Raw genomic sequence first — 26,921 nt, forward strand, 5'->3', positions numbered from 1 at the left:
CACGAAGCGTGAAATTTTTGTTCGCTTTTGAATTCACCCTGAATCCCTTGTGGGAGGGGGCTTGCCCCCGATAGCAGTGTGTCAACCGACTGATTAGTTACTGGTACACCGCAATCGGGGGCAAGCCCCCTCCCACATTTGTTCTGATGGTGTTCTTCTGATTGTGACTAACCCCCTATAAACACGAGCCATCACTGGTGTCGGCTGCGATTAGTCGGCACACTCCAAAACAGTTTTTCGCGGGTTCACGGACAAGGAAGCGCCACCCCCATGATTTCCATCTACCAACTCAAACCGCGTTTTCAAAACCTGCTGCGGCCTCTCGTGCAGCGCCTTTATGACAACGGCACCACCGCCAACCAGATCACCGTGCTGGCCGGGGTTGTTTCCCTGCTGGTGGGGCTGTTGATCGCGGGCTTTGCCCAACACCTCTGGCTGTTTGCACTGATCCCGCTGTGGATGATTGTGCGCATGGCGCTCAATGCCATCGATGGCATGCTGGCCCGGGAATTCGGCCAACAGTCGCGCCTCGGTGCTTACCTCAATGAATTGTGCGACGTGATCGCCGATAGCGCGCTGATCCTGCCCTTTGCATTGATCCCCGATGTGAGCCTGGCGCCGGTGCTGCTGGTGACGCTGCTGGCGGTATTCAGCGAATACGCCGGGGTGCTGGGGCCGATGGTGGGCGCGTCGCGCCGTTATGACGGGCCCATGGGCAAGAGTGATCGGGCGTTCGTACTCGGTGTGTTGGCCACTGGCGTGGCGCTGGGCTGGCTCGGCGCCGGTTGGGTCGAGGCGGTGATGTGGCTGGTGGCCGCCCTGCTCGCCTATACCTTGGTCAACCGGGTGCGTCAGGGCCTCAAAGAACAACAATCTCTCCCTTCTGCATAAGGATTTTGCGATGCGCGAACAGCAAGAGCACACCTTCAGTACCCATGATGGCGTCGAGCTTTTCTACCGGCACTGGCCGGCCACGGCAGGCGCCGGGCCGCGCAAGGCGATCCTGTTGTTCCATCGCGGCCATGAGCATTCGGGGCGTATTGCCCACCTGGTGGATGAACTGGGCCTGCCTGAATTCGACTTCTTCGCCTGGGACGCCCGTGGCCACGGCCAATCCCCAGGCGAGCGCGGTGACAGCCCCAGCTTTGCCACCAGCGCCCGCGACGTGCAGACGTTCTGTGATCACATCAATGCCACCTACAGCATCGAAGAGGAAGACATCGCCGTCATCGCCCAAAGCGTCGGCGCGGTGATTGCGGCCACCTGGGTTCATGATTACGCGCCAAAAATCCGCGCCCTGGTGCTCGCCTCGCCAGCCTTCAAGGTCAAGCTGTATGTGCCCCTCGCCCGCCCGGGCCTGGCACTGATGCGCAAGTTTCGTGGCAACTTTTTCGTCAACAGTTACGTCAAGGCCAAGTTCCTCAGCCATGATCCGGAACGGGTGGCGTCCTACGACAGCGACCCCTTGATCACCAAGGCCATCTCGGTGAATGTGCTGCTGGGCCTGTACGAAGCCGCCGACCGGGTTGTAGCCGATGCCCAGGCGATCCAAGTGCCGACCCAGCTGCTTATCTCCGGCTCCGATTTTGTGGTGCACCGCAAACCCCAGCAGCAATTTTTCGACCGCCTCGGCAGCCTGAAAAAAGAGCTGCATATCCTCCCCGGCTTTTTCCACGACACCCTCGGCGAACGTGATCGCGCCGTGGCTGTGACCAGCGCCAAGCGCTTTATCTTGCAGAACTTCGCGCACCCGCTGGACCGCGCTTCTCTACTGGACGCCGACAAACTTGGCGCCACGTGCGCCGAATCCGAATCCCTCGCCGCGCCGTTGCCACGCAATTCACTGCGCGACCTGTACTGGCGCATGACCCGCGCCAGCATGGGCCTGGGCAAGAACCTGTCGGATGGGGTGAAGCTGGGCTTCGACACCGGCTTCGATTCCGGCAGCACCCTGGACTACGTGTATCGCAATAAGCCTACCGGCAAGGGCGGGCTGGGGCGGATGATCGATACCAACTACCTCAATTCCATCGGCTGGCGCGGTATTCGCCAGCGCAAGCTTAATGTCGAGGAACTGCTGCGCCTGGCCATGGCCAAGCTGCGTGATGACCAACGCGAAGTGCGCATTGTCGACATCGCCGCCGGCCACGGCCGCTACATCCTGGAAGCCTTGCAAGGCGTATCGCCGCTGCCGGAATCGATCCTGCTGCGCGACTACAGCGACATCAACGTGCGCGACGGTGGCGCGCTGATTCGCGAGAAGGGCCTGGGGGACATCGCCCAGTTCGTCAAAGGCGATGCGTTCGACCGCGCTGACCTGGCTGCCCTGGCCCCTAAGCCGACGCTGGCCGTGGTATCCGGCCTGTACGAATTGTTCGCCGATAACGCCATGGTCGGCGGCTCGCTGGCGGGCTTGGCCGAAGCCGTGGAGCCAGGTGGTTACCTTGTCTACACCGGGCAGCCGTGGCACCCGCAGTTGGAGCTGATTGCCCGTGCGCTCACCAGCCACCGGCAGGGCCAGGCCTGGGTGATGCGCCGGCGCAGCCAGGCGGAAATGGACCAACTCGTCGAAGCGGCGGGCTTTCGCAAGATCACCCAGCGCGTGGATGAGTGGGGCATTTTCACCGTGTCCCTGGCACAGAAGATCTGAACATGCGCGAGCCCGGTTTATTGAAACCTGCGGTGCTCTGGCTGCTGCTGTTGGCGCCGCTGTTTTTCAGCACCTATGGCTTTGCCACCTGGGTCACCAGCCAGCGCAGCGACGTCGGCACCCTGGTGTTCGGCTGGGAAACACACATGCCGTTCTGGGCCTGGACCATCGTGCCCTACTGGTCCATCGACCTGCTCTACGGCTTCTCCCTGCTGCTGCCCAATACACGGCATGAGTTGAAACAACATGCACTGCGCCTGCTGAGTGCGCAGGTGATTGCCGTGAGTTGCTTCCTGATCTGGCCATTGCGCTTCACCTTCGAGCGACCGGAACTGGACGGTGTGTTCGGCTGGCTGTTCGCCGTGCTGGCCGGTTTCGACAAACCGTTCAACCAGGCGCCTTCACTGCATATCGCGCTGCTGGTGATCCTGTGGGTCATGTATCAGCGGCACACCCAGGGGATTTGGCGCTGGGTGGTGCATGGCTGGTTTGCGCTGATCGGCATCTCGGTGCTGACTACTTATCAACATCACTTTATCGACTTACCCACAGGCGCCCTCGCGGGGTGGTTGTGCGTGTGGTTATGGCCGGTGGAACACCCGAGCCTATTGTTGAGTGCCCGGTTAACGCGCGATACCCAACGCTGGCGCCTGGCTGTTCGCTATGGGCTGGGTGCGATAGTACTGCTGACGCTGGGTTTGTTACTTCGCGGCGGCTGGCTGTGGTTGCTGTGGCCAGCAGTTTCCCTCGGCTTGATCAGCGCCAACTACCTGGTGATCGGCGCGCCGGGCTTTCAAAAACGTACAAATGGCCGCCTGACGCCTGCCGCTCGCTGGCTGTATGCGCCTTACTTGGCAGGGGCGTGGACCAATTCGCGGCTGTGGACACGCAAACATCCACAGCCGGATCTGATTGTGGATAACGTCTGGCTGGGGCGTGTTCCTACAACCTCTGAGCAAGGCCCGTTCAAAGCCATTGTCGATCTGTGTGCCGAACTGCCGATTAATCCACAGGGCCGTGCTTATGCCTGCGTGCCGGTACTGGACCTGATCACCCCGACAGCCGACGAATGCCTGAAGGCCGCGCACGCCATTGAACGTCTGCGAATGAGTGGCCCCTTGCTGGTGTGCTGCGCCCTCGGTTATTCCCGTAGCGCGACTGCCGTCGCCGCCTGGCTGCTGACCACCGGGCGCGCCGCAACGGTTGACCAAGCACTGGCTATTATTCGTACAGCACGGGCCACTGTGGTCCTGCACCCCGCACACCGTAAAGCGTTGGAGGGTTTGCATTATGCCCGCTGATATGGAACTCCAGGTAGTCGCCAGCCTGCTACGTCGTGGCCGTTCCCTGGATCAGTTATCCACAGGCCTGACGTTGCTCGGCGTACTGTTCGGCCTTGCCCAACTGTTGTTGGCCAGTATTTCGACGACCTGCCTGCTGCTGGCCCTGTGGATGATCGTGCTGGGCCTGCTGCAAAAATACTGGGCGCTACGGGTGGCCTTTGACGCCGATCTGTTCGCCTTGCTGGCCCGCGACGTTACCCGCACGCCAGACCTTGACCAAGCCTTGCAAACCCTTGGCCTGCAATTGCCCAAGCGAGCCGGTCGGCCATGGAGCGAACGCCGGCGCGGCGCTCTCAAACTGTTGCGTAAACAAGCCTGGCTACTGGGCGCGCAAGCGCTGCTGACCCTGGGCGTCATCCTTGCCAGCCCTTGGCTGCCTTTTGCCGGATAAGGAATCCTCATGTTCGAACCCGTGGTCGCCACGCTGATTACCTCCATGGCCCGCACCGTCACCGGCGCTCGCAGCCTGTGGCTGGGGTGCGCGCCAGTGCCGGTGCAGCGCATCTATTTCGCCAACCACAGCAGCCACGGCGACTTTGTGCTGGTGTGGGCGTCGCTGCCGCAGAACCTACGCAAGTTCACACGCCCGGTGGCCGGCAGTGATTACTGGAACAAGAGCGCGTTGCGCCGCTACATCATCAACCGCGTATTCAATGGTGTGCTGATCGACCGCGAGCGCAAAGAGCCTGTGGATAACCCACTGATGCCCATGCTCGCGGCCCTGGAAAGCGGCGATTCGTTGATAATCTTTCCCGAAGGCACGCGCAATCTGGAGGATGGCTTGCTGCCGTTCAAAAGCGGCTTGTACCACTTGGCAAAGAGTTACCCACAGGCCGAATTGGTCCCTGTGTGGATAGCCAACTTGAACCGGGTCATGCCCAAGGGTCGCGTATTGCCATTGCCGTTGTTATGCACCACCAGCTTCGGTGCCCCCCTGCAATTGGAAGAAGGCGAAGACAAAGCCGCCTTCCTCGCCCGCACTCGCGACGCCCTGCTCGCCCTTGCCCCGGAGCATTCCTGAGATGGATAGCCAAACCCTGATGTTATTTGGCGGCATCGGCGCGATCCTGGTCATCGCCTCGCTGATCGGCCTGATCCTCAAGCTGCGCACCCGTGGCAGCCCCAACGCAGTTATCGACAACCTCAACGCCCGCATCAACGCCTGGTGGGTGATGGTGGTGGTCATCGGCATCGCCTTCTGGCTCGGCACCGGCGCGGTGATCCTGCTGTTCTACGCGGTGTCGTTCTACGCCCTGCGCGAATTTCTCACCCTCACCCCGACCCGGCGCAGCGACTACCCGGCCCTGGTGGCCGCGTTTTACCTGGCCCTGCCGCTGCAATACCTGCTGATCTACGCCGACTGGTATGGGCTGTTCTCGATCTTCATCCCGGTGTACGTGTTCCTGCTGCTGCCGATCCTCGCCTCCCTGGGCGGCGACAGTACGCACTTTCTGGAACGGGCATCGAAGGTGCAATGGGGGTTGATGATCGCCGTGTTCTGCGTGTCTTTCGTCCCGGCGCTGCTGACATTGGACATACCGGGTTACGAAGGCCGTAACCTGCTGCTGATCGCCTATCTGGTGATCGTGGTGCAACTGTCGGACGTGCTGCAGTACGTGTGCGGCAAGCTGTTCGGCAAACACAAGATCGCGCCCAACCTGTCACCGTCGAAAACCGTGGAAGGTTTTGTCGGCGGGATCCTGTTGTCGTCGCTGATCGGCGCAGCGCTGTGGTGGACCACACCGTTCAATCCCTGGCAATCATTCCTGATCGCGCTGCTGATCAACCTGCTGGGGTTTGCGGGAGGGATTGTGATGTCGGCGATCAAGCGTGACCGCGGGGTGAAAGACTGGGGCCACATGATCGAAGGGCACGGCGGGATGCTGGATCGGCTGGATTCGGTGTGCTTTGCGGCGCCGATCTTCTTTCATCTCGTGCGCTACTGGTGGACCTAACCCACCCCTTTCTCAAACCCGATGGAGATCAAATGTGGGAGCTGGCTTGCCTGCGAAGGCGGTGGTGCAGTAACAGATGCAGCGACTGACACGCAGCCCTCGCAGGCAAGCCAGCTCCCACAGGGGATATGCGCCTACCTGTAGGTTTTATGGTGCTTTCAATACCTCTAGCCAGTGATCTCGATATAGCTAGACTCTCCGCCTCCGGTCGCACCCGATAGCCAGCCCCAAACGAAACTCAGGGTAGTGCGCCCGGCGTGATCAACACCTACCGTGCCTCGTGACCACCCTGCGAGCAGCTCCCCGTCCAGGGTGACGCACTGATAAAGCAGCTCGATAGTATCTGGGCCGGTCACCCGCCCGACCTGCGTTCCCAGGCGAATTCGGCCACCGTGGTAAGTGCTCGAAATCACCCCGCCTTCGACTTCGTAATGAAACACGGTGCCGGTACCGGACAACCCTTGGGCGTTGTTGGCGACCACGAACCGGCGATTGTGCAAACGTGCGTGGACGGTAGCAGGAGGGTTTTGCATCAATACGCATCCTTGAATTGAGCGAATTCAAAACACAAAAAAGGGGCTGTTGAAAACAGCCCCTTTTGGGTACGCCAGTGAGGCTTACTCCACCGTCACCGACTTCGCCAGGTTACGCGGCTGGTCAACGTCGGTGCCCTTGAGCACCGCGACGTAGTACGACAGCAACTGCAGCGGGATGGTGTAGAGGATCGGCGACAGGGTGTCGTGGATGTGCGGCATGTTGATGACGTGGGTGCCTTCACCGTTGGTCATTCCGGCCTTCTCGTCAGCGAAGACGATCAGTTGGCCGCCACGGGCGCGTACTTCCTGCAGGTTGGACTTGAGCTTCTCCAGCAGTTCGTTGTTCGGCGCCACGGTGACCACTGGCATGTCGTCATCCACCAGGGCCAACGGGCCGTGCTTCAGCTCGCCGGCCGGGTAGGCTTCGGCGTGGATGTACGAGATTTCCTTGAGTTTCAGCGAGCCTTCCATCGCCACCGGGTACTGCGCACCACGGCCGAGGAACAGGGTGTGGTTCTTGTCGGCGAACAGCTCGGCGACTTTTTCCACGGTGCCGTCCATGGCCAAGGCTTCGCCCAGGCGGGTCGGCAGGCGGCGCAGTTCTTCCACCAGAGTGGCTTCGACACCGTCGGCGAGGGTGCCGCGTACTTGGCCCAGTGACAGGGTCAGCAGCAACAGGCCCACCAGTTGGGTGGTGAAAGCCTTGGTGGAGGCGACACCGATTTCACGACCGGCCTGGGTCAGCAGGGTCAGGTCGGATTCACGCACCAGGGAGCTGATGCTGACGTTGCAGATCGCCAGGCTGCCGAGGAAGCCCAGTTCCTTGGCGTTGCGCAGGGCGGCCAGGGTGTCGGCGGTTTCGCCGGACTGGGAAATGGTCACGAACAGGGTGTCGGGCTGCACCACCACCTTGCGATAGCGGAACTCGCTGGCGACTTCGACCTGGCATGGGATGCCGGCCAGTTCTTCCAACCAGTAACGCGCCACCATACCGGCGTGGTAGCTGGTGCCGCAGGCGACGATCTGCACATTGCGCACTTTGGCGAACAGTTCAGCGGCTTGCGGGCCGAAAGCATTCACCAACACTTGGTTCTGGCTCAGGCGACCTTCCAGGGTGCGCTGTACCACGGACGGCTGCTCGTGGATTTCCTTGAGCATGAAGTGGCGGAACTCGCCCTTGTCGGCGGCTTCGGCACCGTCGCGGTATTGCACGGCTTCACGTTCCACGGACTGACCGTTCACGTCCCAGATCTGCACGCTTTCACGGCGGATGTCGGCAATGTCGCCTTCTTCCAGGTACATGAAGCGGTCGGTCACTTGGCGCAGGGCCAGTTGGTCGGACGCAAGGAAGTTCTCACCCAGGCCCAGGCCAATTACCAATGGGCTACCGCTGCGGGCGGCCACGACGCGGTCAGGCTGGCTCGCGCTGATCACGGCCAGGCCGTAGGCGCCGTGCAGCTCTTTGACCGTGGCCTTGAGGGCGGTGGTCAGGTCGCTGTGGTCCTTGAGCTTGTGGTTGAGCAGGTGGGCGATCACTTCGGTGTCAGTGTCCGAGGTGAAGACGTAGCCCAGGCCCTTGAGTTGTTCACGCAGCACTTCATGGTTTTCGATGATGCCGTTGTGCACCACCGCCAGGTCGCCCGAGAAGTGCGGGTGAGCGTTACGCTCGCACGGAGCACCGTGGGTGGCCCAACGGGTGTGGGCGATCCCTAAGCGACCTACCAGTGGCTCACCGGCCAGGGCCTGGTCCAACTCGCTGACCTTGCCCGGGCGGCGCATGCGCTCCAGCTTGCCGGCGTTAGTGAAGACGGCCACACCGGCGCTATCGTAGCCGCGGTATTCGAGGCGCTTGAGGCCTTCGATCAGGATGGCAGTAACGTTACGTTCGGCGACTGCGCCAACAATTCCACACATGGTGCTTCTCCTAGATGATTGCCGCGCATATCAGCGTAATGCCGCGGGCTTGGATCTGGTCGCGGGCCTCGAGCGGCAGGCGATCATCGGTAATAAGGGTATGGACGCTGCTCCAGGGCAGTTCCAGGTTGGGAATCTTGCGGCCGATCTTGTCGGATTCGACCATCACCACCACTTCACGGGCGACCTCGGCCATGACGCGGCTCAAGCCCAGCAGTTCGTTGAAGGTGGTGGTACCGCGCTGTAAATCGATGCCATCGGCACCGATGAACAGCTGGTCAAAGTCGTAAGAACGCAGGACCTGCTCGGCGACCTGGCCCTGGAACGAATCCGAATGCGGGTCCCAGGTGCCCCCGGTCATCAACAGCACCGGTTCGTGTTCCAGTTCGCTCAAGGCGCGGGCCACGTTCAGGGAGTTGGTCATCACCACCAGGCCCGGCTGATGGCCCAGTTCGGGGATCATCGCGGCGGTGGTGCTGCCGCTGTCGATGATGATGCGCGCATGTTCACGCAAACGCTTCACGGCCGCACGGGCGATGGCGCGCTTGTAGACCGAGATGGGCTGGGCAGCGTCACCCACCAGCTCTTGGGGCATAGTGATTGCACCGCCGTAGCGACGCAGGAGCAAGCCGTTACTTTCGAGGGCAGCAAGGTCCTTGCGGATGGTCACTTCCGAAGTTTCGAAATGTTTGGCCAATTCGTCCACGCTGACTTCGCCCTGTTCGTTGAGCAAGGTCAGGATATTGTGGCGTCGTTGGGGGGTGTTTCGTTTCGACATGGTAGTGATAAGTTTCGTTTCGAAAGATAACGAAGGCAATCAAAACCTATTGGTGAAAGATCGTCAAGAGGCGGAAGGCATTTTTGTAGAGCTTTCGGACATGCCGCTAAACAACTGTGGGAGCTGGCTTGCCTGCGATAGCGGCGTGTCAGGCGACATCATGATGAATGTCAGACCGCTATCGCAGGCAAGCCAGCTCCCACAGGAGTGAATCTCAACCTATCGAGTTGTGGATAACTCAGCTCTTCTTGATTTTGACCGGGCGTTTCCAGCCGTCGATGTTGCGTTGGCGAGCCCGGGCAACAGCCAGTTGGGACTTATCCACATCCTGGTTGATGGTTGAGCCCGCTGCGGTGTTGGAACCATCGCCGATGGTCACCGGAGCAACCAGCGAGTTATTGGAGCCGATGAACACGTCTTCACCAATGGTGGTCTGGTACTTGTTGGCACCGTCATAGTTGCAGGTGATGGTGCCGGCGCCGATGTTGGTGCGGGCGCCGATGACGGCATCGCCCAGGTAAGTCAGGTGGCCGACTTTGGCGCCTTCGCCCAGGTGAGCGTTTTTCAGTTCGACAAAGTTCCCCACATGGGCCTTGGCCCCCAGCTCGCTACCCGGACGCAAGCGCGCAAACGGCCCGGCATCGCTGCCCTCGCCCATCACCGCACCGTCGATATGGCTGTTGGCCTTGACCACCACGCCTTTGCGCAAGGTGCTGTCCTTGATCACGCAGTTCGGGCCGATCACCACACCGTCTTCAATGATCACGCGGCCTTCGAGGATCACATTGATATCGATCAGGATGTCGCGGCCCACCGTGACTTCGCCACGTACATCGAAACGCGCCGGGTCTCGCAGGGTCACACCCTGGGCCATCAGGCGCAGGCCTTCGCGCAGTTGATAGTGACGTTCCAGCTCTGCCAGTTGTTTGCGGTCGTTGGCGCCCTGCACTTCCATCGGATGGTGGGGCTGCTCGGTGGCGACCAGCAGGCCATCGCTGACGGCCATCTCGATGACGTCGGTGAGGTAATACTCGCCCTGGGCGTTGTTGTTGGACAGGCGGCTCATCCAATCGGCGAGCTTGTTGGCAGGCACCGCGAGAATGCCGGTGTTGCCTTCAGTAATCGCGCGCTGGGCTTCGCTGGCATCTTTGTGTTCAACGATGGCAGCCACCTTGCCGTCGGCGTTGCGCACAATGCGGCCGTAGCCCGTAGGGTCGTCCAGCTCCACGGTCAGCAGGCCCATCTGGCCAGGCACCACGTGCTTGAGCAGGCGTTGTAAGGTTTCCACTTCAATCAGCGGTACATCGCCGTAGAGGATCAATACCGTGTCCGCGGTGATGAAAGGCACAGCCTGCGCGGTCGCGTGGCCGGTGCCCAGTTGCTTGTCTTGCAATACGAAATTCAGGTCGTCCGCGGCCAGACGCTCACGGACCACATCGGCACCGTGGCCAATCACCACATGAATACGTTGTGGGTCCAGTTGCCGGGCGCTGTGGATAACATGACCCAGCATGGAATTGCCCGCGACCGGGTGCAGCACCTTGGGCAGGGCCGAACGCATACGAGTGCCCTGGCCTGCGGCGAGAATGACGATTTCAAGAGACATGAATGGCTACCAATCCTGGGCGGTCCGGGTTCAGACCAAAGAAGTGTTTTGCAAAAAAGAAAAAGGGTAGCCGAGGCTACCCTTTTTAATCAATCACGCATCAAGCAAAACGGCGTGGCCGCTTACTTCTTGCGGATCTGCTGGAGAGTACGCAGCTGGGCTGCGGCCTCGGCCAGACGGACTGCAGCAGCGCTGTAGTCGAAGTCTGCGCCTTTTTCGTTCAGCGCCTTCTCGGCAGCCTTGACGGCTTCCTGAGCGGAGGCTTCATCCAGGTCGCCAGCACGTTGCACGGTGTCGGCAAGTACCTTGACCATGTTCGGCTGAACCTCGAGGAAACCACCGGAGATGTAAAACACCTCACGTTCCCCGCCTTGCTTGGTCAGAGTGATCGGACCTGGCTTCAAGCTTGTGATCAGCGGGGCGTGACCCATGGCGATACCAAGATCACCCAAGTCGCCGTGCGCTGTTACAAACTCGACCAGACCGGAGAAAATTTCCCCTTCCGCGCTGACGATATCGCAATGGACTGTCATAGCCATCTGATTGCCTCAACCTGATGAGCGCCCGTTTCCGGGCGCCAGGATTACAGTTTCTTGGCTTTCTCGATCGCTTCTTCGATGCCGCCGACCATGTAGAACGCTTGTTCTGGCAGGTGGTCGTAGTCACCGTTGAGGATGCCTTTGAAGCCAGCAATGGTGTCTTTCAGGGAAACGTATTTACCCGAAGCACCGGTGAAGACTTCAGCCACGAAGAACGGCTGCGACAAGAAACGCTGGATCTTACGAGCACGGTTTACCAACTGCTTGTCGGCTTCCGACAGCTCGTCCATACCCAGGATCGCAATGATGTCCTTCAGTTCTTTGTAACGCTGCAGCACGTACTGAACGCCGCGAGCGGTGTCGTAGTGCTCCTGGCCGATCACGTTCGGGTCCAGCTGGCGCGAAGTCGAGTCGAGTGGATCGACCGCTGGGTAGATACCCAGGGAAGCGATGTCACGGGACAGAACGACGGTGGCGTCCAAGTGGGCGAAGGTGGTAGCTGGCGACGGGTCGGTCAAGTCATCCGCAGGTACGTATACCGCTTGGATCGAAGTGATCGAACCTTCCTTGGTCGAAGTGATACGTTCTTGCAGAACGCCCATCTCTTCAGCCAGGGTCGGCTGGTAACCTACTGCAGAAGGCATACGGCCCAGCAGTGCGGATACTTCAGTACCGGCCAGGGTGTAACGGTAGATGTTGTCGACGAACAGCAGAACGTCGTTACCTTCGTCACGGAATTTCTCGGCCATGGTCAGGCCAGTCAGGGCTACGCGCAGACGGTTTCCCGGCGGCTCGTTCATCTGACCGTAAACCAGTGCCACTTTGTCCAGAACGTTGGAGTCCTTCATCTCGTGGTAGAAGTCGTTACCCTCACGAGTACGCTCACCAACACCTGCGAACACGGAATAACCGCTGTGCTCGATGGCGATGTTACGGATCAGTTCCATCATGTTTACGGTCTTGCCTACACCGGCACCACCGAACAGACCGACTTTACCGCCTTTGGCGAACGGGCAAACCAGGTCGATAACCTTGATGCCGGTTTCCAGCAGGTCGTTGCCGCCCGCTTGTTCTGCGAACGAAGGTGCTGCGCGGTGAATGCCCCAGCGCTCTTCGGTGGCAATCGGGCCAGCTTCGTCGATCGGGTTGCCCAGTACGTCCATGATCCGGCCCAGGGTCGCTTTACCGACCGGTACGGAGATGGCAGCGCCAGTGTCGACAACGTCCAGACCGCGCTTCAAGCCTTCGGTGGAACCCATCGCAATGGTACGAACTACGCCGTCGCCCAGCTGCTGCTGAACTTCCAGGGTAGTTTCCGCGCCTTGTACTTTCAGCGCGTTGTAGATGCTCGGTACGCTGTCGCGTGGAAATTCCACGTCGATAACGGCGCCGATGATTTGAACGATACGTCCGCTACTCATAGCTGGATCCTCTGAATATTTGAACCGTTAAACCGCGGCAGCGCCGCCGACGATTTCCGAGATCTCTTGGGTGATCGCAGCCTGACGCGCCTTGTTGTAGATCAGCTGCAAATCGCTGATCAGATCACCGGCGTTATCGGTAGCGTTTTTCATCGCGATCATCCGCGCCGCTTGTTCAGCTGCGTTGTTCTCGACCACCGCCTGGTACACCTGCGACTCCACGTAGCGCACCATCAAGCCGTCAAGCAGCTCTTTGGCGTCTGGTTCGTAGAGGTAGTCCCAGTGGTGCTTGAGTTCCTGATCCGGGGTTGCCACCAGTGGAATCAATTGCTCCACGGTTGGCTGCTGGGTCATGGTGTTGATGAACTTATTGGATACCACGGACAGGCGGTCAATCCGGCCTTCCAGGTACGCATCCAGCATCACCTTCACACTGCCGATCAAATCATTGATCGACGGCTCTTCACCCAGGTGGCTGATAGCTGCAACGACGTTACCGCCGAAGTTGCGGAAAAAGGCCGCACCCTTGCTACCAACAACACACAGATCGATCTCGACGCCGTTTTCGCGGTTTACCGCCATGTCCTTGACCAGGGCCTTGAACAGGTTGGTATTCAGACCACCGCACAAACCACGGTCACTGCTCACTACCACATAACCTGCACGCTTGACGGCGCGCTCGATCATGAACGGGTGGCGGTATTCCGGGTTGGCGTTGGCCAGATGCCCAATTACCTGGCGGATACGCTCCGCATAAGGACGGCTAGCAGCCATGCGCATTTGTGCCTTGCGCATTTTGCTGACCGCCACTTTTTCCATGGCGCTGGTAATTTTTTGCGTGCTTTTGATGCTCGCAATCTTACTGCGAATCTCTTTTGCGCCTGCCATGTAACACCTATCAGGTTAGCAAGCGGAAGCCTTGCGGCTCCCGCTGCGGCTTACCAGGTTTGGGTGGCCTTGAACTTCTCGATACCGGCTTTCATGCCAGCGTCGATATCGTCATTGAAGTCACCCTTCACGTTGATCTTCGCCATCAATTCGGCGTGATCGCGGTTGAAGTAAGCAATCAGCGCTTGTTCAAAGCTGCCGACCTTGGCGATTTCAACGTCGGTCAGGAACCCACGCTCAGCGGCATACAGCGACAACGCCATGTCAGCGATCGACATTGGGGCGTATTGCTTCTGCTTCATCAGCTCGGTAACGCGCTGACCATGCTCAAGTTGCTTACGGGTCGCTTCGTCCAGGTCAGAAGCGAACTGGGCGAATGCCGCCAGTTCACGGTACTGAGCCAGAGCGGTACGGATACCACCGGAGAGCTTCTTGATGATCTTGGTCTGAGCGGCACCACCCACACGGGATACCGAAACACCGGCGTTCACTGCAGGGCGGATGCCCGAGTTGAACATGGCCGATTCCAGGAAGATCTGACCGTCGGTGATGGAAATCACGTTGGTCGGAACGAACGCGGAAACGTCGCCAGCCTGGGTTTCGATGATCGGCAGTGCGGTCAGGGAACCGGTTTTGCCGGTCACTGCGCCGTTGGTGAACTTCTCTACGTACTCTTCGGAAACGCGGGATGCGCGCTCCAGCAGACGGGAGTGGAGATAGAACACGTCGCCTGGGTAGGCTTCACGGCCTGGTGGACGGCGCAGCAGCAGGGAAATCTGGCGGTAAGCCACTGCTTGCTTGGACAGATCGTCATAAACGATCAGCGCGTCTTCACCGCGGTCGCGGAAGAATTCACCCATGGTGCAACCGGAGTACGGTGCCAGGAATTGCAGCGCAGGAGATTCCGAAGCACTGGCAGCCACGATGATCGTGTTGGCCAGGGCGCCGTTTTCTTCCAGCTTGCGAACTACGTTGGCGATGGTCGATTGCTTCTGACCGATGGCTACGTAGACGCAGAAAATGCCGCTGTCTTTCTGGTTGATGATCGCGTCGATGGCCAGAGCGGTTTTACCGATCTGACGGTCACCGATGATCAGCTCACGCTGGCCACGGCCGACCGGGATCATGGCATCGACAGCCTTGTAGCCAGTCTGTACAGGCTGGTCTACCGACTTACGCCAGATCACGCCTGGAGCAACTTTCTCGACCGCGTCGGTCTCGGTGTTGCCCAGTGGACCTTTACCGTCAACAGGGTTACCCAGTGCGTCGACTACGCGACCCAGCAGTTCCTTACCAACCGGAACTTCCAGGATGCGGCCTGTGCACTTGGCGCTCATGCCTTCAGCCAGACTGGTGTATGCGCCCAATACAACGGCACCTACGGAGTCTTGCTCCAGGTTGAGGGCCATACCGTAGACGCCGCCCGGAAACTCGATCATCTCGCCGTACATGACGTCGGCCAGACCGTGAATCCGCACGATGCCGTCAGATACGCTGACGACAGTGCCTTCGTTACGGGCTTGGGAGGTCACATCGAGCTTGTCGATGCGGCCCTTGATAATTTCACTTATTTCGGAAGGATTGAGTTGCTGCATTGCTCTGCTGCCCCTTCAAACTCAAGATTTCAATGCTTCGGCAAGTTTCGCGATTTTGCCGCGAATCGAGCCATCGATAACCAGGTCGCCGGCACGGATAACAACACCACCAATAAGCGATGCGTCCTCCGAAGCTTGCAGGCGCACTTCCCGATTGAGTCGTGCACTGAGAACCTTGGCGAGTTTGTCTTGCTGTTCTTGGTTCAATGCGAAAGCACTGGTCACTTCAACGTCTACCGATTTCTCTGCTTCGGCCTTGTACAGGTCGAACAGAGCGGCGATCTCCGGCAATAGCGGGAGACGGTCGTTTTCGGCAATGACGTGGATGAAGTTCTGCACCTTCACATCAAACTTGTCGCCGCACACTTCAATAAAAGTGGCGGCCTTGTCTGCGCTCGTCAGGCGCGGGGCCTTGAGCACGCGCTGCATGGTGTCGTCTTGCGACACTGCTGCAGCCAGGCCGAGCATGGCTGACCAAGAGGCCAGCTGCTGGTGGGCCTGGGCGTGCTCGAAGGCTGCCTTAGCGTAAGGTCGGGCCAACGTGGTCAGTTCTGCCATGATCGCCCTCGCTTAAATTTCAGCAGCCAGTTTGTTAACCAGCTCCGCGTGCGCGTTTTGATCGATTGTGGCACCGAGGATCTTCTCGGCACCGCCAACGGCCAGAGCACCCAGTTGGGCACGCAGCGCGTCTTTGACACCGTTCAGTTCCTGTTCGATCTCGGCATGAGCCGAAGCCTTCACACGGTCAGCTTCGACGCGGGCTTTTTCAACAGCCTCTTCGACGATCTGGTTACCGCGTTTCTTGGCTTGCTCAATGATCTCGGCTGCCTGTGCTTTAGCTTCGCGCAGTTGCTGACCCACTTTCTCGTGGGCCAACTCCAGGTCGCGAGCTGCACGGCTGGCAGCGTCCAAACCATCCGCGATCTTCTTCTGACGTTCGTGCAAAGCCGCGATGACCGGAGGCCACACGAACTTCATGCAAAACACTACAAAAATGAAGAACGCAACGGATTGGCCAATCAGGGTTGCATTAATGTTCACGCCAACACCTCGCTCATTCGTTGTCCATCACCCCAATCACTCGAAAATCGAGTGATTAGCCAGCGAGTTGACCAACGAAGGGGTTCGCGAAGGTGAAGAACAGTGCGATACCAACGCCGATCATGGTCACGGCGTCGAGAAGGCCGGCGACGATGAACATTTTAACTTGCAGCATTGGGACCATTTCTGGCTGACGCGCTGCGCCTTCCAGGAATTTGCCGCCCAGCAGGCCGAAACCAATGGCAGTACCCAGGGCGCCCAGGCCGATCAACAGTGCAACAGCGATAGCGGTTAGACCAACTACAGTTTCCATCTTTCCTCCCGACTTTTACGTCGTATGGTTTAGGTTTTTTAGATTTTAAAGCGGTAAAACAAATCGTTTCATAGCCCTGTTGGGCCACCTTCCCGTTTGACCGGGAAGGACATCAGACTAGTCGAGACTGGTCTTAATGGTTCTCTTCGTGCGCCATCGACAGGTAGACGATGGTCAGCATCATGAAGATGAAGGCCTGCAGGGTAATGATCAGGATGTGGAACACAGCCCACGCCCACTGCAGAACTACGCCCAGGCCGCTAAGCCAGAGCAGGCCGCTGCCGAACATCACAGCGATCAGAATGAACACCAGCTCGCCGGCATACATGTTGCCGAACAGTCGCAGAGCCAGGGAAATCGGCTTGGCGACCAGGGTGACGAATTCCAGCAGGAAGTTCACCGGGATCAGCAGGGCTTGAACGAAGATGTTCTTGCTGCCGAACGGGTGCAGGGTCAGTTCGCCGATGAAGCCGCCGATGCCCTTGACCTTGATGCTGTAGAAAATGATCAGCGCGAATACCGACAGAGCCATGCCCAGTGTGGCGTTCGGGTCAGTGGTGGATACGGCGCGGAATGGAATGTGCGGGTCGCCGGAGATCGCCATGGCCAACTGAGGAATCCAGTCCACCGGGATCAGGTCGACGGCGTTCATCAGGAACACCCAGACGAAGATGGTCAGTGCCAGCGGTGCAATCACCGGGCTACGGCCATGGAAGCTGTCTTTCACGCTGCCATCGACGAATTCGACCAATACTTCAACGAAGTTCTGCAAAGCACCTGGCTGACCGGAAGTCGCCTTCTTTGCCGCCATGCGGAAAATCAGGACGAAGATCAGACCCAATGCGACCGACCAACCCAGAGTATCCAGGTGGAAAGCCCAGAAACCCATTTCTTTGGCTTCTGCTGCGGTGTGGGCAAAGCCCCAGCCGCCATTAGGAAGCTGACCGAAGGTCAGGTTCTGCAAGTGGTGCTGGATATAGCCCGAAGCGGTTGTTTCTGCCATGGTTGCCTCAAACGCCCTAAGGTTTCGAAAGTCTTGTTTTCATTAGCAGGGGAGCGAACCAGCTGACCAGTTGGGTCAACACGAAGACGCCGAATACAGCCAGCGGCGCCAATGGCTTCACACCTGCAAAGGTCAGTGCAAACAGCACTGCCGTCAAAATCAGTTTCCCTGCTTCGCCGGCATAAAAAGACCGGACGATAGCCTGGGCTGCTCGGGCGCCGGAAAACCGAAAGGCCCTGTGAGCAAAATACATATTGGGCAGCAAGGCTATCAGGCCTCCGCAGAGTCCTGAATACCCGGCTACGACTCCATGCCAATACCAGAGCGCCAATGCGGCGATCAGCAAAATGACAAATTGAGCCAGTAGAACCGGAAAAACAGCCAAGCGATGGAACGGCAACGTGTTTGGCGTGCGGGTTTCCATCACTCTTGCTCCTCAATGGTCGGCTGCCGGAAATCAATAACTTGGCATAATTTGTGCCGACAAAATGCGCGCAGAGTATAGGGGCGGTTCAGCCCCTATTCAACTGTCGGGTAGTGATTTCCGATCACGCGCTACATAAGCAAATGTTTCAGCGGATGTGGGCAAGGACGCCTTGAAGCTCGTCAAGGGAGTTATATCCGATGACCAATTGCCCTTTGCCCTTCTTGCCGTGACGAATTTGCACCGCAGAGCCCAGGCGCTCGGCCAGGCGCTGCTCGAGTCGCGCGATATCCGGATCAGGTTTGGCGGTTTCCACCGGTGCAGGTTTGCCGCTGAGCCATTGGCGCACCAGCGCTTCAGTCTGACGTACGGTCAGGCCTCGTGCGACAACGTGTCGCGCCCCTTCAACCTGTTGATTTTCCGGCAAACCGAGCAACGCACGGGCATGGCCCATTTCCAGGTCGCCGTGGGACAACATGGTCTTGATCACTTCCGGCAGCGCGATCAAACGCAACAAGTTGGACACGGTGACGCGGGACTTGCCCACTGCCTCGGCCACTTGTTGCTGGGTGAGCTGGAATTCCTGCTGCAAACGCTGCAACGCAATCGCTTCTTCGATCGGGTTGAGGTCTTCACGCTGAATATTCTCGATCAGTGCCATGGCGATCGCGGTTTCATCCGGCACGTCGCGCACCATCGCCGGGATAGTCTCCTTGCCGGCCTGCTGGCTGGCACGCCAGCGGCGCTCCCCGGCGATAATCTCAAAGCGGCCACCGCCAATGGGGCGCACCACGATGGGCTGCATCACGCCCTGAGCCTTGATCGAGTTGGACAGTTCTTCCAGGGCCTGGGGGTCCATGTCCCGACGTGGCTGGTATTTGCCGCGCTGGATCAGGTCCAGCGGCAAGTGCTGCAGCTCGCGCTCGTCGGCCTGCACCGCTTGTTCTTCAAGCGATGTGACGGTCGGACCACTCAACAGTGCATCCAGTCCACGTCCGAGACCTCGTTTCTTGACGGCCATGGGGATTCCTTAAGTTGGCTGGGCTGCAGCGGTGCGTGAATTACGGCGTTGGCGGCGAACCATCTCGCCAGCCAATGCCAGGTAGGCGATGGCGCCACGCGAGGATTTGTCGTACGCCAGCGCCGGCATGCCATAGCTTGGCGCTTCGGCCAGACGGATGTTGCGTGGAATCACGGTGTCGTACAGCTGGTCACCGAAGTGTTCCTTGAGCTGCGCCGACACATCGTTCATCAGGCTCAGGCGCGGGTCGAACATGGTCCGCAACAAGCCTTCGATCTGCAGTTTCGGGTTGAGCAACTCGGCAATGCGCTTGATGTTATCCACAAGGTCGCTCAGGCCTTCCAACGCGTAGTACTCGCACTGCATGGGGATAATTACCCCATCGGCGGCCACCAGCGCGTTAAGCGTGAGCATCGACAGCGACGGTGGGCAGTCGATCAAGATGTAATCGTAGTTGTCGCGAATGGGCGCCAGGGCGCTGCGCAGACGGCTTTCTTTCATCTGCATTTCCAGCAACACCACTTCCGCCGCGGTCAGATCGCGGTTGGCCGGCAGCAGTTGGTAACCGCCGTGCTCGGAATAATGCATGGCCTGGGCAAGGTCGCATTCGCCAATCAGCAAATCGTAGACCGAGTTTTCCAGGCCGTGTTTATCCACACCGCTACCCATGGTGGCGTTGCCCTGTGGATCGAGATCGATCAACAGCACCCGACGCTTGGTCGCGACCAGGGATGCTGCGAGGTTGATACAGGTGGTGGTTTTACCCACGCCACCTTTCTGGTTCGCTATCGCGAATACCTTAGCCATTCTTGCTTGTGTTCCCAATCATGCCGTGCGGCGCAGTATCAGCAGATGGCGTTGGCCTTGGCAACCAGGTACGGCCAAGGCGTGTTCGCTATCGAGGTGGAAGTCTGCCGGCAATGCTAACAGCTCGTCGCTTGGATGGACGCCCTTCATTGCCAGCCAGCGCGTGTCGCGATCGCCAAGGTGGCGGGTCCAGTTGCTGAAGTTCTCCATGCTGCTGAACGCCCGGGAAACAATTCCGTTGAAGGGCTGTTCAGGCGTGAAGGCTTCGACGCGGCTGTGGATAACTTGCAGGTTGTCCAGCTTGAGTTCGAGTTTGACCTGGGTCAGGAAGCGGGTTTTCTTGCCGTTGCTGTCCAGGCAGGTCACTTGCGACTCGGGAAACAGAATCGCCAGCGGAATACCGGGCATTCCGCCGCCGCTGCCGACATCCAGCCAGCGACCATTTTCGATGAATGGCATAACACTAAGACTATCGAGCAGATGGCGCGAGACCATTTCGTCCGGATCACGCACTGCGGTCAGGTTGTAAGCCTTGTTCCATTTGATCAACAGGGCGAGGTAGCCCAGCAGTAGCTCATGCTGGGCTTCGGTCAGCGCAACGCCCAACTGGCGCGCTCCTGTGGATAACTCTTCGGCGTGTTGCGAGGTGACCAACGAACTCAAGCGCTTTGCTCCAACTGACGGCCCGCGCCGCGTTTTTTCAAATGAATCATCAACAGCGAGATGGCTGCCGGGGTGACGCCAGGAATACGTGAAGCCTGCCCGAGGGTTTCCGGACGAGTTACCCCCAACTTGCTTTGGATTTCTTTCGACAACCCGGAAATCCCGGTGTAGTCGATATCCACAGGCAGCTTGGTGTCTTCACTGGCGCGCAGGCGAGCAATTTCGTCCTGCTGGCGATCAATGTAACCGGCGTACTTGGTCTTGATCTCCACCTGTTCGGCAACTTGTGGGTCTTCAGCGCCCTGGCCTGTCACTTCGACCAAACCAGCGTAGTCGATTTCCGGACGGGAAAGCAGGTTGAGCAAGTTGTACTCATGGGTCAACGGCGTGCCGAATTTTTCTGCGATGGCGTCGCCCTGCTCCGTGCCCGGGCGAACCCAGGTACTTTTCAGACGCTGTTCTTCGAGCGCAATGCTTTCGCGTTTTTTGCAGAAGGCCGCCCAGCGGGCGTCATCGACCAGGCCCAGCTCGCGACCTTTTTCGGTCAAGCGCAGGTCGGCGTTGTCTTCGCGCAGGATCAGACGGTATTCCGCCCGAGATGTGAACATCCGGTACGGTTCCTGGGTACCCAGGGTAATCAGGTCGTCGACCAATACGCCGATGTAGGCTTCATCGCGACGCGGGCACCAGCTGTCTTTGCCCTGTGCACGCAATGCTGCGTTGGTCCCGGCCAGCAAACCTTGGGCCCCGGCTTCTTCATAACCGGTGGTGCCGTTGATTTGGCCGGCGAAGAACAGGCCACCGATCACTTTGGTTTCCAGGCTGTATTTCAGGTCGCGCGGGTCGAAGTAGTCGTACTCAATGGCGTAGCCCGGACGCACGATGTGCGCGTTTTCCATACCGCGAATCGACTGCACGATCTGGATTTGCACATCGAACGGCAGCGAAGTGGAAATTCCGTTGGGGTACAGCTCGTGGGTGGTCAGGCCTTCGGGTTCGATAAAGACCTGGTGGCTTTCCTTGTCGGCAAAGCGGTGGATCTTGTCTTCGATCGACGGGCAATACCGCGGGCCAATGCCTTCGATCACCCCGGAATACATCGGCGAACGATCAAGGTTCGCGGCAATGATTTCGTGGGTACGGGCGTTGGTGTGGGTAATCCAGCAGCTGACCTGTTTCGGGTGCTGTTCTTTGGAACCCATGAACGACATGACCGGGATCGGCGTGTCGCCGGCTTGCTCGGTCATCATCGAGAAATCCACAGAACGCCCATCAATGCGTGGCGGGGTCCCGGTTTTCAAGCGGCCGACGCGCAGCGGTAGTTCACGCAGACGTTTTGCCAGGGCGATCGACGGCGGGTCACCGGCACGGCCACCGGAATAATTTTGCATACCGATGTGGATAAGTCCGCCCAGGAACGTGCCCGTGGTCAGTACGACCGAATCTGCATGAAAACGCAGACCCATTTGCGTAACAACACCACGTACCTGGTCCTGCTCGACGATCAAGTCATCGGCGGCCTGCTGAAATATCCACAGGTTCGGCTGGTTTTCCAGGGTTTCGCGTACCGCTGCCTTGTACAGGATGCGGTCGGCCTGAGCCCGGGTAGCACGTACGGCCGGGCCTTTACGGCTGTTGAGCACGCGAAATTGAATACCACCCTTGTCGGTGGCCATCGCCATTACCCCGCCAAGGGCATCGATTTCCTTGACCAGATGGCTTTTGCCAATCCCGCCAATTGCGGGGTTGCAACTCATGGCACCGAGGGTTTCCACGTTATGCGTCAGCAACAGGGTTTTTACACCCATGCGTGCTGACGCCAGTGCTGCCTCGGTACCGGCATGACCGCCGCCGATGACGATCACTTCAAAACGGGAAGGGAAATCCACCACGCACCTCGTGCCTGCTTATGTAGGTAATCAGGAATTGTTTGTTGAAAGGGTTTTAGAGCTTTGCGGGCAAGTATAGGGACTTAGGGCTTCCTAAAGAACCCTTTGCACAAAATTTAACCAGCTGTGGATGAATCACAGACAATAGAAATTAAAAGAGAGAAATTTATTAAATCTTTGTTTTTATGTTTATTTATACTGAGCTACATTTCTGTGGATAGATCTCTACAGGCCTTTATTTTCAATGTGTACAGCGATTCAAAACGTTGTGGTCATCTGCCAATGAGGCCCTTGGATAAGTGCTTTAAGCCTGTGGATTAAACGACCGGTTATCCACAGATGGGTTTTTACGCAGGTTTCACGCCCTGTTATCAACTGGGCACAGGAGCGGTTATTCACAGGGCTTAATCCACAGAAACGGCCGATTTCGTCCACGGCAAAGCTGGGAATTAATCCCGGGTGGGACAAAAACAGATCTATTGTGGGAAAACACTGGGCCAGTTAATAATAGCGATTATCATTAACCTGCCTTGTCGCGCCTATGCCTCCCTCCTCACATACCGCAGCGGTCCACCACATCTATGAACAGCACCATTCGTGGTTGCGCGGATGGCTCAAGGGAAAATTGCATAACGCCAGCGATGCAGCCGATGTGGCCCACGACACGTTCGTGCGCATGCTCGGTGGACGACATGCGGCGCAGATCCTCGAACCACGGGACTATCTAGCCACCATCGCCAGGGGCCTGGTGATTGATCGGTATCGCCGGCATGCCATCGAGCAGGCCTACAGGCAGACCCTGGCAGAGCGTCCTGAAGCCACGGCTATCAGTGAGGAAGACAAGGCAATCATCATCGAAACCCTGGTGGCTGTGGATAAAGCGCTGTCTGGGCTGGGTGAGCGTGCACGGCGAATTTTCATGCTGGCACAGATTGAAGGGCTGACTTATCAACAGATCGCCGATCTACTGCAGGTATCGCTGACCACGGTGAAGAAACACATGATCCGTGCCCTCACCGAGTGCTCCCTGATCATGGCCAGCCGGTAATGGTCAGCCCTGACCGCAAGACGTTCGAGGTCGCTGCCAGTTGGTATGTGCAATTCCAGTCGCAATCACCGACGCCCGCACAACATCAAGCCTGGCAGCAGTGGCTTAATCATGACCCGTCCCACCAGGCGGCTTGGGACCAGATGGAGCAGTTGCAACGCAGCCTCGGTGGCCTGCCCCCTGATCTCACACGCCGCGCGTTATCCACCACGCAACAGCGGCGCCAGGTACTCAAGTGGATGCTGGTGCTTGGCGGCAGTGGCTACCTGGGCTGGAACGTCCAGCAACATACGTCGTTGGGTAACGCATGGGCTGATTACCGCACGTCGGTGGGCCAGAGGCGGCGCATCGAGTTGGCGGATGGCACGCAGATCAATCTCAATACTCATACCGCTATCGATGTGGCCTTTGACGGGTACCAACGTTTGATCCGTCTGCGCGAGGGTGAAGTACTTATCCACACCGGCACGCGGGGTGGGCACTTACCGTTTTATGTAGAAACTCGCCAAGGCCGGGTCAAGGCGCTGGGCACTCGGTTTACTGTGCGCCAACTGCCGGATGCCACGCGGGTGGGCGTCTTGGAAGAACGGGTTGAGATATCCCCCGGCGACCAACCCGAACTTCGCCGCACTATGGGCGCGGGTGAGAGCGCAGAGTTTGATCGGCACAATGTGCGCCCTGCCCAGCGATATGGCGGTGTACAGGCCGCCTGGGTCGATGGCCAACTGATCGTGCTCGATGCTCGGCTAGGAGAAGTTATCGATGAGTTGGCGCGCTATCGGCCGGGCGTATTGCACTGCGACCCAGCCTCTGCGGGCCTACGCGTTTCCGGGACATTCCGTCTGGACTCAACCGATGCCGTCCTCGCTAACCTGCAAGCGAGCCTGCCGATTCAAGTGAAATACTTTACGCGCTATTGGGTGTCGGTCACCCGGATCGGCTAATCGAAAAATAATCCACAGAGGGGTTATCTTTTTTTGACCTGGTGCGGCCCTACAGGTAATCACGACGCTACCTTCAGGGCTTACTCACCTATGCGCCTTCCCACCCCGCTCCGCAAACGACTTTCCTGCCATGGCATGACGTACGGTCTGCAGTTCATCACCGCTACGACCGGTGTGTTGTTATCCACCACCGTCATGGCCGCCAGCGCAACGCAACACTTTGCCATTGCCGCAGGCCCGCTGGACAACGCCTTGAGCCAGTTTGCCGCCAAGGCCAATGTGATTCTGTCCTTCTCGCCACAGCAAACGGCGCGTTTGAATACGCCAGGGCTGCAAGGTGACTATTCGGTGGACCAGGGCTTTGCGCTACTGTTGCAGAACTCGGACCTGCAGGCGGTCGCACAGGCTCCCGGCAGCTATGTATTACAGGCGGCACCTGCTGGCCAATTGACCTTGGCCCCTACCACCGTCAACGCTTATCAACAGGGCGGCTTCAATCAAGAGATCGCCGGGGATGTAGGCTACAAGGCTCAGAGCAGCCGGATCGGCACGAAGACCAGCACACCGCTGTCCGAGACCCCGCGTTCGGTGTCCGTTGTCACTGGCCAGCGTATCAAGGACCAGAAGTCCCAGACCCTGACAGAAGTGCTGGGCTACGTACCGGGAATCTTCGCCCCACCGTTCGCGGCGGGCGACGGCTTGGCAGGCGATCTGTTTTTCATACGCGGTTTCAACGCCACGGATTACGGCTACGGCCTGCTGCGAGATGGTCTGCGAGTTCAAGGCAATCGATACGACACCACCAGCGAACCCTACGGCCTGGAACGGGTCGAGATTTTCCGCGGTCCTTCTTCCCTGCTCTACGGTGAAAACGCACCCGGTGGCTTGGTTAATCTGGTGAGTAAACACCCGACTGCAACCCCGCAAGGCGAGGTGCAGGTGAGTTATGGTTCGAATAATCGACGCCAGTTGGGTGTGGATATCTCGGGCCCGCTCAACGACAGTGACACTATCCTGGGTCGGGTGGTGATGCTGGGGCGTAAATCCGACACGCAGACCGATCACGTTCCGGACGATCGTCTGTATATCGCGCCATCCTTGACCCTGAACTTCGACGACTACAACACCCTGACGCTGCTGGCCAACTATCAGAAAGACCATACCAACCTGGAACTCGGCCTACCCGCCGCCGGTACCCTGCTTACAAATCCCAACGGCAAGCTGTCCAAACACACCTTGCTGGGCAACCCGGACTGGAACACCTTTGAACGCGAAGCGTGGAGCACCGGCTATGAGTTCAGCCACAGCTTCAATGATGACTGGCAGTTCCGTCAGAACTCGCGCTATATGCAGTCACGTATCAACCGGCACGAAACCTGGCCTGGCTCATTGAATAACGGTGGCTTCGGCACCCGGCTGAACATGAACACCTACGACCGCTACAACAAGTCGATGGTCTATTCCCTGGATAACCAGCTCGAAGGCAAGTTCCAGTTGGGCAGTGTGGAAAACACAGTGCTATTGGGCGCCAGCTATGACCGAACCTCGTTCAATCAAGACTGGGATGCGGGTTTCGCCGGCACCATCGATGTGTATAACCCGGTGTACCTGCGCGACCCGCTCACTCCCCTGGCAGTGCAAAACACTTTGCTTGAACAGCAGATGAAAGGGGTTTATGCACAGATCCAAAGCAAATACGACCATTGGCTCTTTCTGCTCGGCGGCCGCCAGGACTGGGTCGACAGCGATTACCGAGACAAGGTCAAGCCATCGAGCAATATCAACTCACAGGATCGTAAATTCACTTACCAGGGCGGGGTGATGTACCAGTTCGACAACGGCCTTACGCCGTATGTCAGCTATTCCACCGCGTTTGTCCCCGTGCAGCAGATCTCCAACGCCGGCTCGCCGTTGAAACCGATCACCAGCAGCCAATACGAAGTGGGCGTTAAGTACGAACCGATCGGCTGGGATACGGCGATGACCGTGTCGGTGTATGACCTGCGCAAGCAGGACGATACCTACCTTGATGCCACCACCAACAGCTATCGCCAAGTCGGTGAAAGTCGCGCCAAGGGCGTGGAAGTCGAGGTCAACAGTAACATCAGCTCCAACTTCAACGTGACGGCAGCCTATACCTACACCGACGCCCGGATAACCAAGGATTCGGCCACTTCGCTGGTAGAAGGCCGTCAGATGACGGGCGTGCCGCGTAACCAGGCTTCGGTGTGGGGCAAATATCGCTTTCTCGACGGCCAACTCAAGGGTTTCTCCGTGGGCGGCGGGGTGCGCTATTTCGACAGTACCTTTTCCTACACCCCGCCTACGCTCTACGGGAAGCTGGACGCAGGTAGCGTCACCTTGGTGGATGCGGCACTGGGTTATCAGATCAACCCACACTGGTCGGTGGACCTGAACGCCAAGAACCTGTTCGACAAGGAATATGTATCCGGTTGCAACGATGCGGGGCGTTGCTATTGGGGCGACAGCCGTACCTTGCTCGGTACGGTGTCTTACAACTGGTAGACGGTGTGGATAACTCG

General features: G+C 58.6%; 26 protein-coding genes. 9 read left to right on the forward strand and 17 right to left on the reverse strand.

Annotated elements, in window-relative coordinates; translation table 11 throughout:
- Positions 1 to 270 precede the first annotated feature (270 nt).
- Genes BOP96_RS11375 through BOP96_RS11400 form a run of 6 tightly spaced genes read left to right on the forward strand, consistent with a single transcriptional unit; the run spans position 271 to position 5,948 of the window.
- Positions 271 to 891, forward strand: coding sequence for a CDP-alcohol phosphatidyltransferase family protein (locus BOP96_RS11375; protein WP_014720578.1), 621 nt, complete (start codon positions 271 to 273; stop codon positions 889 to 891).
- A gap of 10 nt (positions 892 to 901) precedes the next feature.
- On the forward strand, positions 902 to 2,650 hold the full coding sequence (locus BOP96_RS11380; protein WP_038452043.1) for a bifunctional alpha/beta hydrolase/class I SAM-dependent methyltransferase: 1,749 nt from the start codon (positions 902 to 904) through the stop codon (positions 2,648 to 2,650).
- 2 nt (positions 2,651 to 2,652) lie between these two features.
- The gene (locus BOP96_RS11385) at positions 2,653 to 3,951 is read left to right on the forward strand and encodes a phosphatase PAP2/dual specificity phosphatase family protein (RefSeq protein WP_073452709.1); all 1,299 of its coding nucleotides are present in this window, start codon (positions 2,653 to 2,655) and stop codon (positions 3,949 to 3,951) included.
- Positions 3,941 to 4,384, forward strand: a complete 444-nt coding sequence (locus tag BOP96_RS11390) for a hypothetical protein (RefSeq protein WP_014720581.1) — start codon at positions 3,941 to 3,943, stop codon at positions 4,382 to 4,384. Before BOP96_RS11385 ends, BOP96_RS11390 begins: the two co-directional genes overlap by 11 nt.
- 9 nt (positions 4,385 to 4,393) lie before the next feature.
- A complete protein-coding gene (locus BOP96_RS11395; protein WP_073452711.1) occupies positions 4,394 to 5,014 on the forward strand; it encodes a lysophospholipid acyltransferase family protein in 621 nt (206 codons plus the stop codon).
- 1 nt (position 5,015) lies between these two features.
- Entirely contained in the window at positions 5,016 to 5,948 is a 933-nt protein-coding gene (locus BOP96_RS11400; protein ID WP_014720583.1) for a phosphatidate cytidylyltransferase, read from the forward strand.
- Between the two features lie 167 nt (positions 5,949 to 6,115).
- Here the strand turns inward: BOP96_RS11400 and BOP96_RS11405 are convergent, their stop codons facing one another.
- The 17 genes from BOP96_RS11405 to mnmG form a co-directional block, all read right to left on the reverse strand.
- On the reverse strand, positions 6,116 to 6,481 hold the full coding sequence (locus tag BOP96_RS11405; RefSeq protein WP_073452713.1) for a hypothetical protein: 366 nt from the start codon (positions 6,479 to 6,481) through the stop codon (positions 6,116 to 6,118).
- A gap of 84 nt (positions 6,482 to 6,565) precedes the next feature.
- Complete coding sequence (gene glmS, locus BOP96_RS11410) at positions 6,566 to 8,398, reverse strand: glutamine--fructose-6-phosphate transaminase (isomerizing) (RefSeq protein ID WP_014720585.1); 1,833 nt, start codon at positions 8,396 to 8,398, stop codon at positions 6,566 to 6,568.
- A 10-nt stretch (positions 8,399 to 8,408) separates the two neighbouring features.
- Positions 8,409 to 9,176: a DeoR/GlpR family DNA-binding transcription regulator gene (locus tag BOP96_RS11415; RefSeq protein ID WP_014720586.1), complete on the reverse strand. Its 768-nt coding sequence runs from the start codon at positions 9,174 to 9,176 to the stop codon at positions 8,409 to 8,411.
- Positions 9,177 to 9,414: 238 nt separating this feature from the next.
- Complete coding sequence (gene glmU, locus BOP96_RS11425; protein ID WP_014720587.1) at positions 9,415 to 10,782, reverse strand: bifunctional UDP-N-acetylglucosamine diphosphorylase/glucosamine-1-phosphate N-acetyltransferase GlmU; 1,368 nt, start codon at positions 10,780 to 10,782, stop codon at positions 9,415 to 9,417.
- A gap of 122 nt (positions 10,783 to 10,904) precedes the next feature.
- The gene (locus BOP96_RS11430; protein ID WP_003195825.1) at positions 10,905 to 11,321 is read right to left on the reverse strand and encodes a F0F1 ATP synthase subunit epsilon; all 417 of its coding nucleotides are present in this window, start codon (positions 11,319 to 11,321) and stop codon (positions 10,905 to 10,907) included.
- Positions 11,322 to 11,365: 44 nt separating this feature from the next.
- Positions 11,366 to 12,742, reverse strand: coding sequence for a F0F1 ATP synthase subunit beta (gene atpD / locus BOP96_RS11435; protein ID WP_003195827.1), 1,377 nt, complete (start codon positions 12,740 to 12,742; stop codon positions 11,366 to 11,368).
- A gap of 27 nt (positions 12,743 to 12,769) precedes the next feature.
- Positions 12,770 to 13,630, reverse strand: a complete 861-nt coding sequence (atpG, locus tag BOP96_RS11440) for a F0F1 ATP synthase subunit gamma (protein ID WP_005792602.1) — start codon at positions 13,628 to 13,630, stop codon at positions 12,770 to 12,772.
- A 50-nt stretch (positions 13,631 to 13,680) separates the two neighbouring features.
- Positions 13,681 to 15,225 carry a F0F1 ATP synthase subunit alpha gene (gene atpA / locus BOP96_RS11445; RefSeq protein WP_003195831.1) on the reverse strand — a complete coding sequence of 515 codons (1,545 nt, stop codon included), beginning with the start codon at positions 15,223 to 15,225 and terminating at the stop codon, positions 13,681 to 13,683.
- 21 nt (positions 15,226 to 15,246) lie between these two features.
- On the reverse strand, positions 15,247 to 15,783 hold the full coding sequence (locus BOP96_RS11450; RefSeq protein WP_003195833.1) for a F0F1 ATP synthase subunit delta: 537 nt from the start codon (positions 15,781 to 15,783) through the stop codon (positions 15,247 to 15,249).
- 12 nt (positions 15,784 to 15,795) lie between these two features.
- Positions 15,796 to 16,266 (reverse strand): F0F1 ATP synthase subunit B, encoded by a 471-nt coding sequence (locus tag BOP96_RS11455; protein WP_003195835.1) that lies wholly within the window; start codon positions 16,264 to 16,266, stop codon positions 15,796 to 15,798.
- A 55-nt stretch (positions 16,267 to 16,321) separates the two neighbouring features.
- Entirely contained in the window at positions 16,322 to 16,579 is a 258-nt protein-coding gene (gene atpE, locus BOP96_RS11460; RefSeq protein WP_002555987.1) for a F0F1 ATP synthase subunit C, read from the reverse strand.
- A gap of 133 nt (positions 16,580 to 16,712) precedes the next feature.
- A complete protein-coding gene (gene atpB, locus BOP96_RS11465; protein WP_014720589.1) occupies positions 16,713 to 17,582 on the reverse strand; it encodes a F0F1 ATP synthase subunit A in 870 nt (289 codons plus the stop codon).
- Positions 17,583 to 17,598: 16 nt separating this feature from the next.
- The gene (locus BOP96_RS11470) at positions 17,599 to 18,006 is read right to left on the reverse strand and encodes a F0F1 ATP synthase subunit I (RefSeq protein ID WP_010565865.1); all 408 of its coding nucleotides are present in this window, start codon (positions 18,004 to 18,006) and stop codon (positions 17,599 to 17,601) included.
- Between the two features lie 148 nt (positions 18,007 to 18,154).
- Positions 18,155 to 19,027 carry a ParB/RepB/Spo0J family partition protein gene (locus BOP96_RS11475; RefSeq protein ID WP_003195890.1) on the reverse strand — a complete coding sequence of 291 codons (873 nt, stop codon included), beginning with the start codon at positions 19,025 to 19,027 and terminating at the stop codon, positions 18,155 to 18,157.
- A gap of 9 nt (positions 19,028 to 19,036) precedes the next feature.
- Positions 19,037 to 19,834 carry a ParA family protein gene (locus tag BOP96_RS11480; protein WP_003195891.1) on the reverse strand — a complete coding sequence of 266 codons (798 nt, stop codon included), beginning with the start codon at positions 19,832 to 19,834 and terminating at the stop codon, positions 19,037 to 19,039.
- 18 nt (positions 19,835 to 19,852) lie between these two features.
- Complete coding sequence (gene rsmG, locus BOP96_RS11485; RefSeq protein ID WP_020302581.1) at positions 19,853 to 20,497, reverse strand: 16S rRNA (guanine(527)-N(7))-methyltransferase RsmG; 645 nt, start codon at positions 20,495 to 20,497, stop codon at positions 19,853 to 19,855.
- Positions 20,494 to 22,386 (reverse strand): tRNA uridine-5-carboxymethylaminomethyl(34) synthesis enzyme MnmG, encoded by a 1,893-nt coding sequence (mnmG, locus tag BOP96_RS11490; RefSeq protein WP_073452808.1) that lies wholly within the window; start codon positions 22,384 to 22,386, stop codon positions 20,494 to 20,496. The genes rsmG and mnmG overlap by 4 nt, the downstream gene beginning before the upstream one ends.
- A 541-nt stretch (positions 22,387 to 22,927) precedes the next feature.
- On the opposite strand from mnmG, the gene BOP96_RS11495 reads away from it, so the two are divergent.
- From BOP96_RS11495 to BOP96_RS11505, 3 genes are all read left to right on the forward strand, one after another.
- On the forward strand, positions 22,928 to 23,434 hold the full coding sequence (locus BOP96_RS11495; RefSeq protein WP_032901518.1) for a sigma-70 family RNA polymerase sigma factor: 507 nt from the start codon (positions 22,928 to 22,930) through the stop codon (positions 23,432 to 23,434).
- Positions 23,434 to 24,378 (forward strand): FecR domain-containing protein, encoded by a 945-nt coding sequence (locus tag BOP96_RS11500; protein ID WP_073452715.1) that lies wholly within the window; start codon positions 23,434 to 23,436, stop codon positions 24,376 to 24,378. Before BOP96_RS11495 ends, BOP96_RS11500 begins: the two co-directional genes overlap by 1 nt.
- Positions 24,379 to 24,513: 135 nt before the next feature.
- Positions 24,514 to 26,904, forward strand: a complete 2,391-nt coding sequence (locus tag BOP96_RS11505; RefSeq protein WP_175562984.1) for a TonB-dependent siderophore receptor — start codon at positions 24,514 to 24,516, stop codon at positions 26,902 to 26,904.
- Positions 26,905 to 26,921 lie beyond the last annotated feature (17 nt).

The organism is Pseudomonas sp. FSL W5-0203 (genome assembly GCF_001896155.1).
GTDB classification, from domain to species: Bacteria; Pseudomonadota; Gammaproteobacteria; order Pseudomonadales; family Pseudomonadaceae; genus Aquipseudomonas; species Aquipseudomonas paracarnis.

What these genes read in the sequence shown, in the direction of transcription:
- BOP96_RS11375 (WP_014720578.1), top strand. Translation starts at nt 271, where the DNA reads ATGATTTCCATCTACCAACTCAAACCGCGTTTTCAAAACCTGCTGCGG.
- BOP96_RS11380 (WP_038452043.1), top strand. Translation starts at nt 902, where the DNA reads ATGCGCGAACAGCAAGAGCACACCTTCAGTACCCATGATGGCGTCGAG.
- BOP96_RS11385 (WP_073452709.1), top strand. Translation starts at nt 2,653, where the DNA reads ATGCGCGAGCCCGGTTTATTGAAACCTGCGGTGCTCTGGCTGCTGCTG.
- BOP96_RS11390 (WP_014720581.1), top strand. Translation starts at nt 3,941, where the DNA reads ATGCCCGCTGATATGGAACTCCAGGTAGTCGCCAGCCTGCTACGTCGT.
- BOP96_RS11395 (WP_073452711.1), top strand. Translation starts at nt 4,394, where the DNA reads ATGTTCGAACCCGTGGTCGCCACGCTGATTACCTCCATGGCCCGCACC.
- BOP96_RS11400 (WP_014720583.1), top strand. Translation starts at nt 5,016, where the DNA reads ATGGATAGCCAAACCCTGATGTTATTTGGCGGCATCGGCGCGATCCTG.
- BOP96_RS11405 (WP_073452713.1), bottom strand. Translation starts at nt 6,481, where the DNA reads ATGCAAAACCCTCCTGCTACCGTCCACGCACGTTTGCACAATCGCCGG.
- glmS (WP_014720585.1), bottom strand. Translation starts at nt 8,398, where the DNA reads ATGTGTGGAATTGTTGGCGCAGTCGCCGAACGTAACGTTACTGCCATC.
- BOP96_RS11415 (WP_014720586.1), bottom strand. Translation starts at nt 9,176, where the DNA reads ATGTCGAAACGAAACACCCCCCAACGACGCCACAATATCCTGACCTTG.
- glmU (WP_014720587.1), bottom strand. Translation starts at nt 10,782, where the DNA reads ATGTCTCTTGAAATCGTCATTCTCGCCGCAGGCCAGGGCACTCGTATG.
- BOP96_RS11430 (WP_003195825.1), bottom strand. Translation starts at nt 11,321, where the DNA reads ATGGCTATGACAGTCCATTGCGATATCGTCAGCGCGGAAGGGGAAATT.
- atpD (WP_003195827.1), bottom strand. Translation starts at nt 12,742, where the DNA reads ATGAGTAGCGGACGTATCGTTCAAATCATCGGCGCCGTTATCGACGTG.
- atpG (WP_005792602.1), bottom strand. Translation starts at nt 13,630, where the DNA reads ATGGCAGGCGCAAAAGAGATTCGCAGTAAGATTGCGAGCATCAAAAGC.
- atpA (WP_003195831.1), bottom strand. Translation starts at nt 15,225, where the DNA reads ATGCAGCAACTCAATCCTTCCGAAATAAGTGAAATTATCAAGGGCCGC.
- BOP96_RS11450 (WP_003195833.1), bottom strand. Translation starts at nt 15,783, where the DNA reads ATGGCAGAACTGACCACGTTGGCCCGACCTTACGCTAAGGCAGCCTTC.
- atpE (WP_002555987.1), bottom strand. Translation starts at nt 16,579, where the DNA reads ATGGAAACTGTAGTTGGTCTAACCGCTATCGCTGTTGCACTGTTGATC.
- atpB (WP_014720589.1), bottom strand. Translation starts at nt 17,582, where the DNA reads ATGGCAGAAACAACCGCTTCGGGCTATATCCAGCACCACTTGCAGAAC.
- BOP96_RS11470 (WP_010565865.1), bottom strand. Translation starts at nt 18,006, where the DNA reads ATGGAAACCCGCACGCCAAACACGTTGCCGTTCCATCGCTTGGCTGTT.
- BOP96_RS11475 (WP_003195890.1), bottom strand. Translation starts at nt 19,027, where the DNA reads ATGGCCGTCAAGAAACGAGGTCTCGGACGTGGACTGGATGCACTGTTG.
- BOP96_RS11480 (WP_003195891.1), bottom strand. Translation starts at nt 19,834, where the DNA reads ATGGCTAAGGTATTCGCGATAGCGAACCAGAAAGGTGGCGTGGGTAAA.
- BOP96_RS11495 (WP_032901518.1), top strand. Translation starts at nt 22,928, where the DNA reads ATGCCTCCCTCCTCACATACCGCAGCGGTCCACCACATCTATGAACAG.
- BOP96_RS11500 (WP_073452715.1), top strand. Translation starts at nt 23,434, where the DNA reads ATGGTCAGCCCTGACCGCAAGACGTTCGAGGTCGCTGCCAGTTGGTAT.
- BOP96_RS11505 (WP_175562984.1), top strand. Translation starts at nt 24,514, where the DNA reads ATGACGTACGGTCTGCAGTTCATCACCGCTACGACCGGTGTGTTGTTA.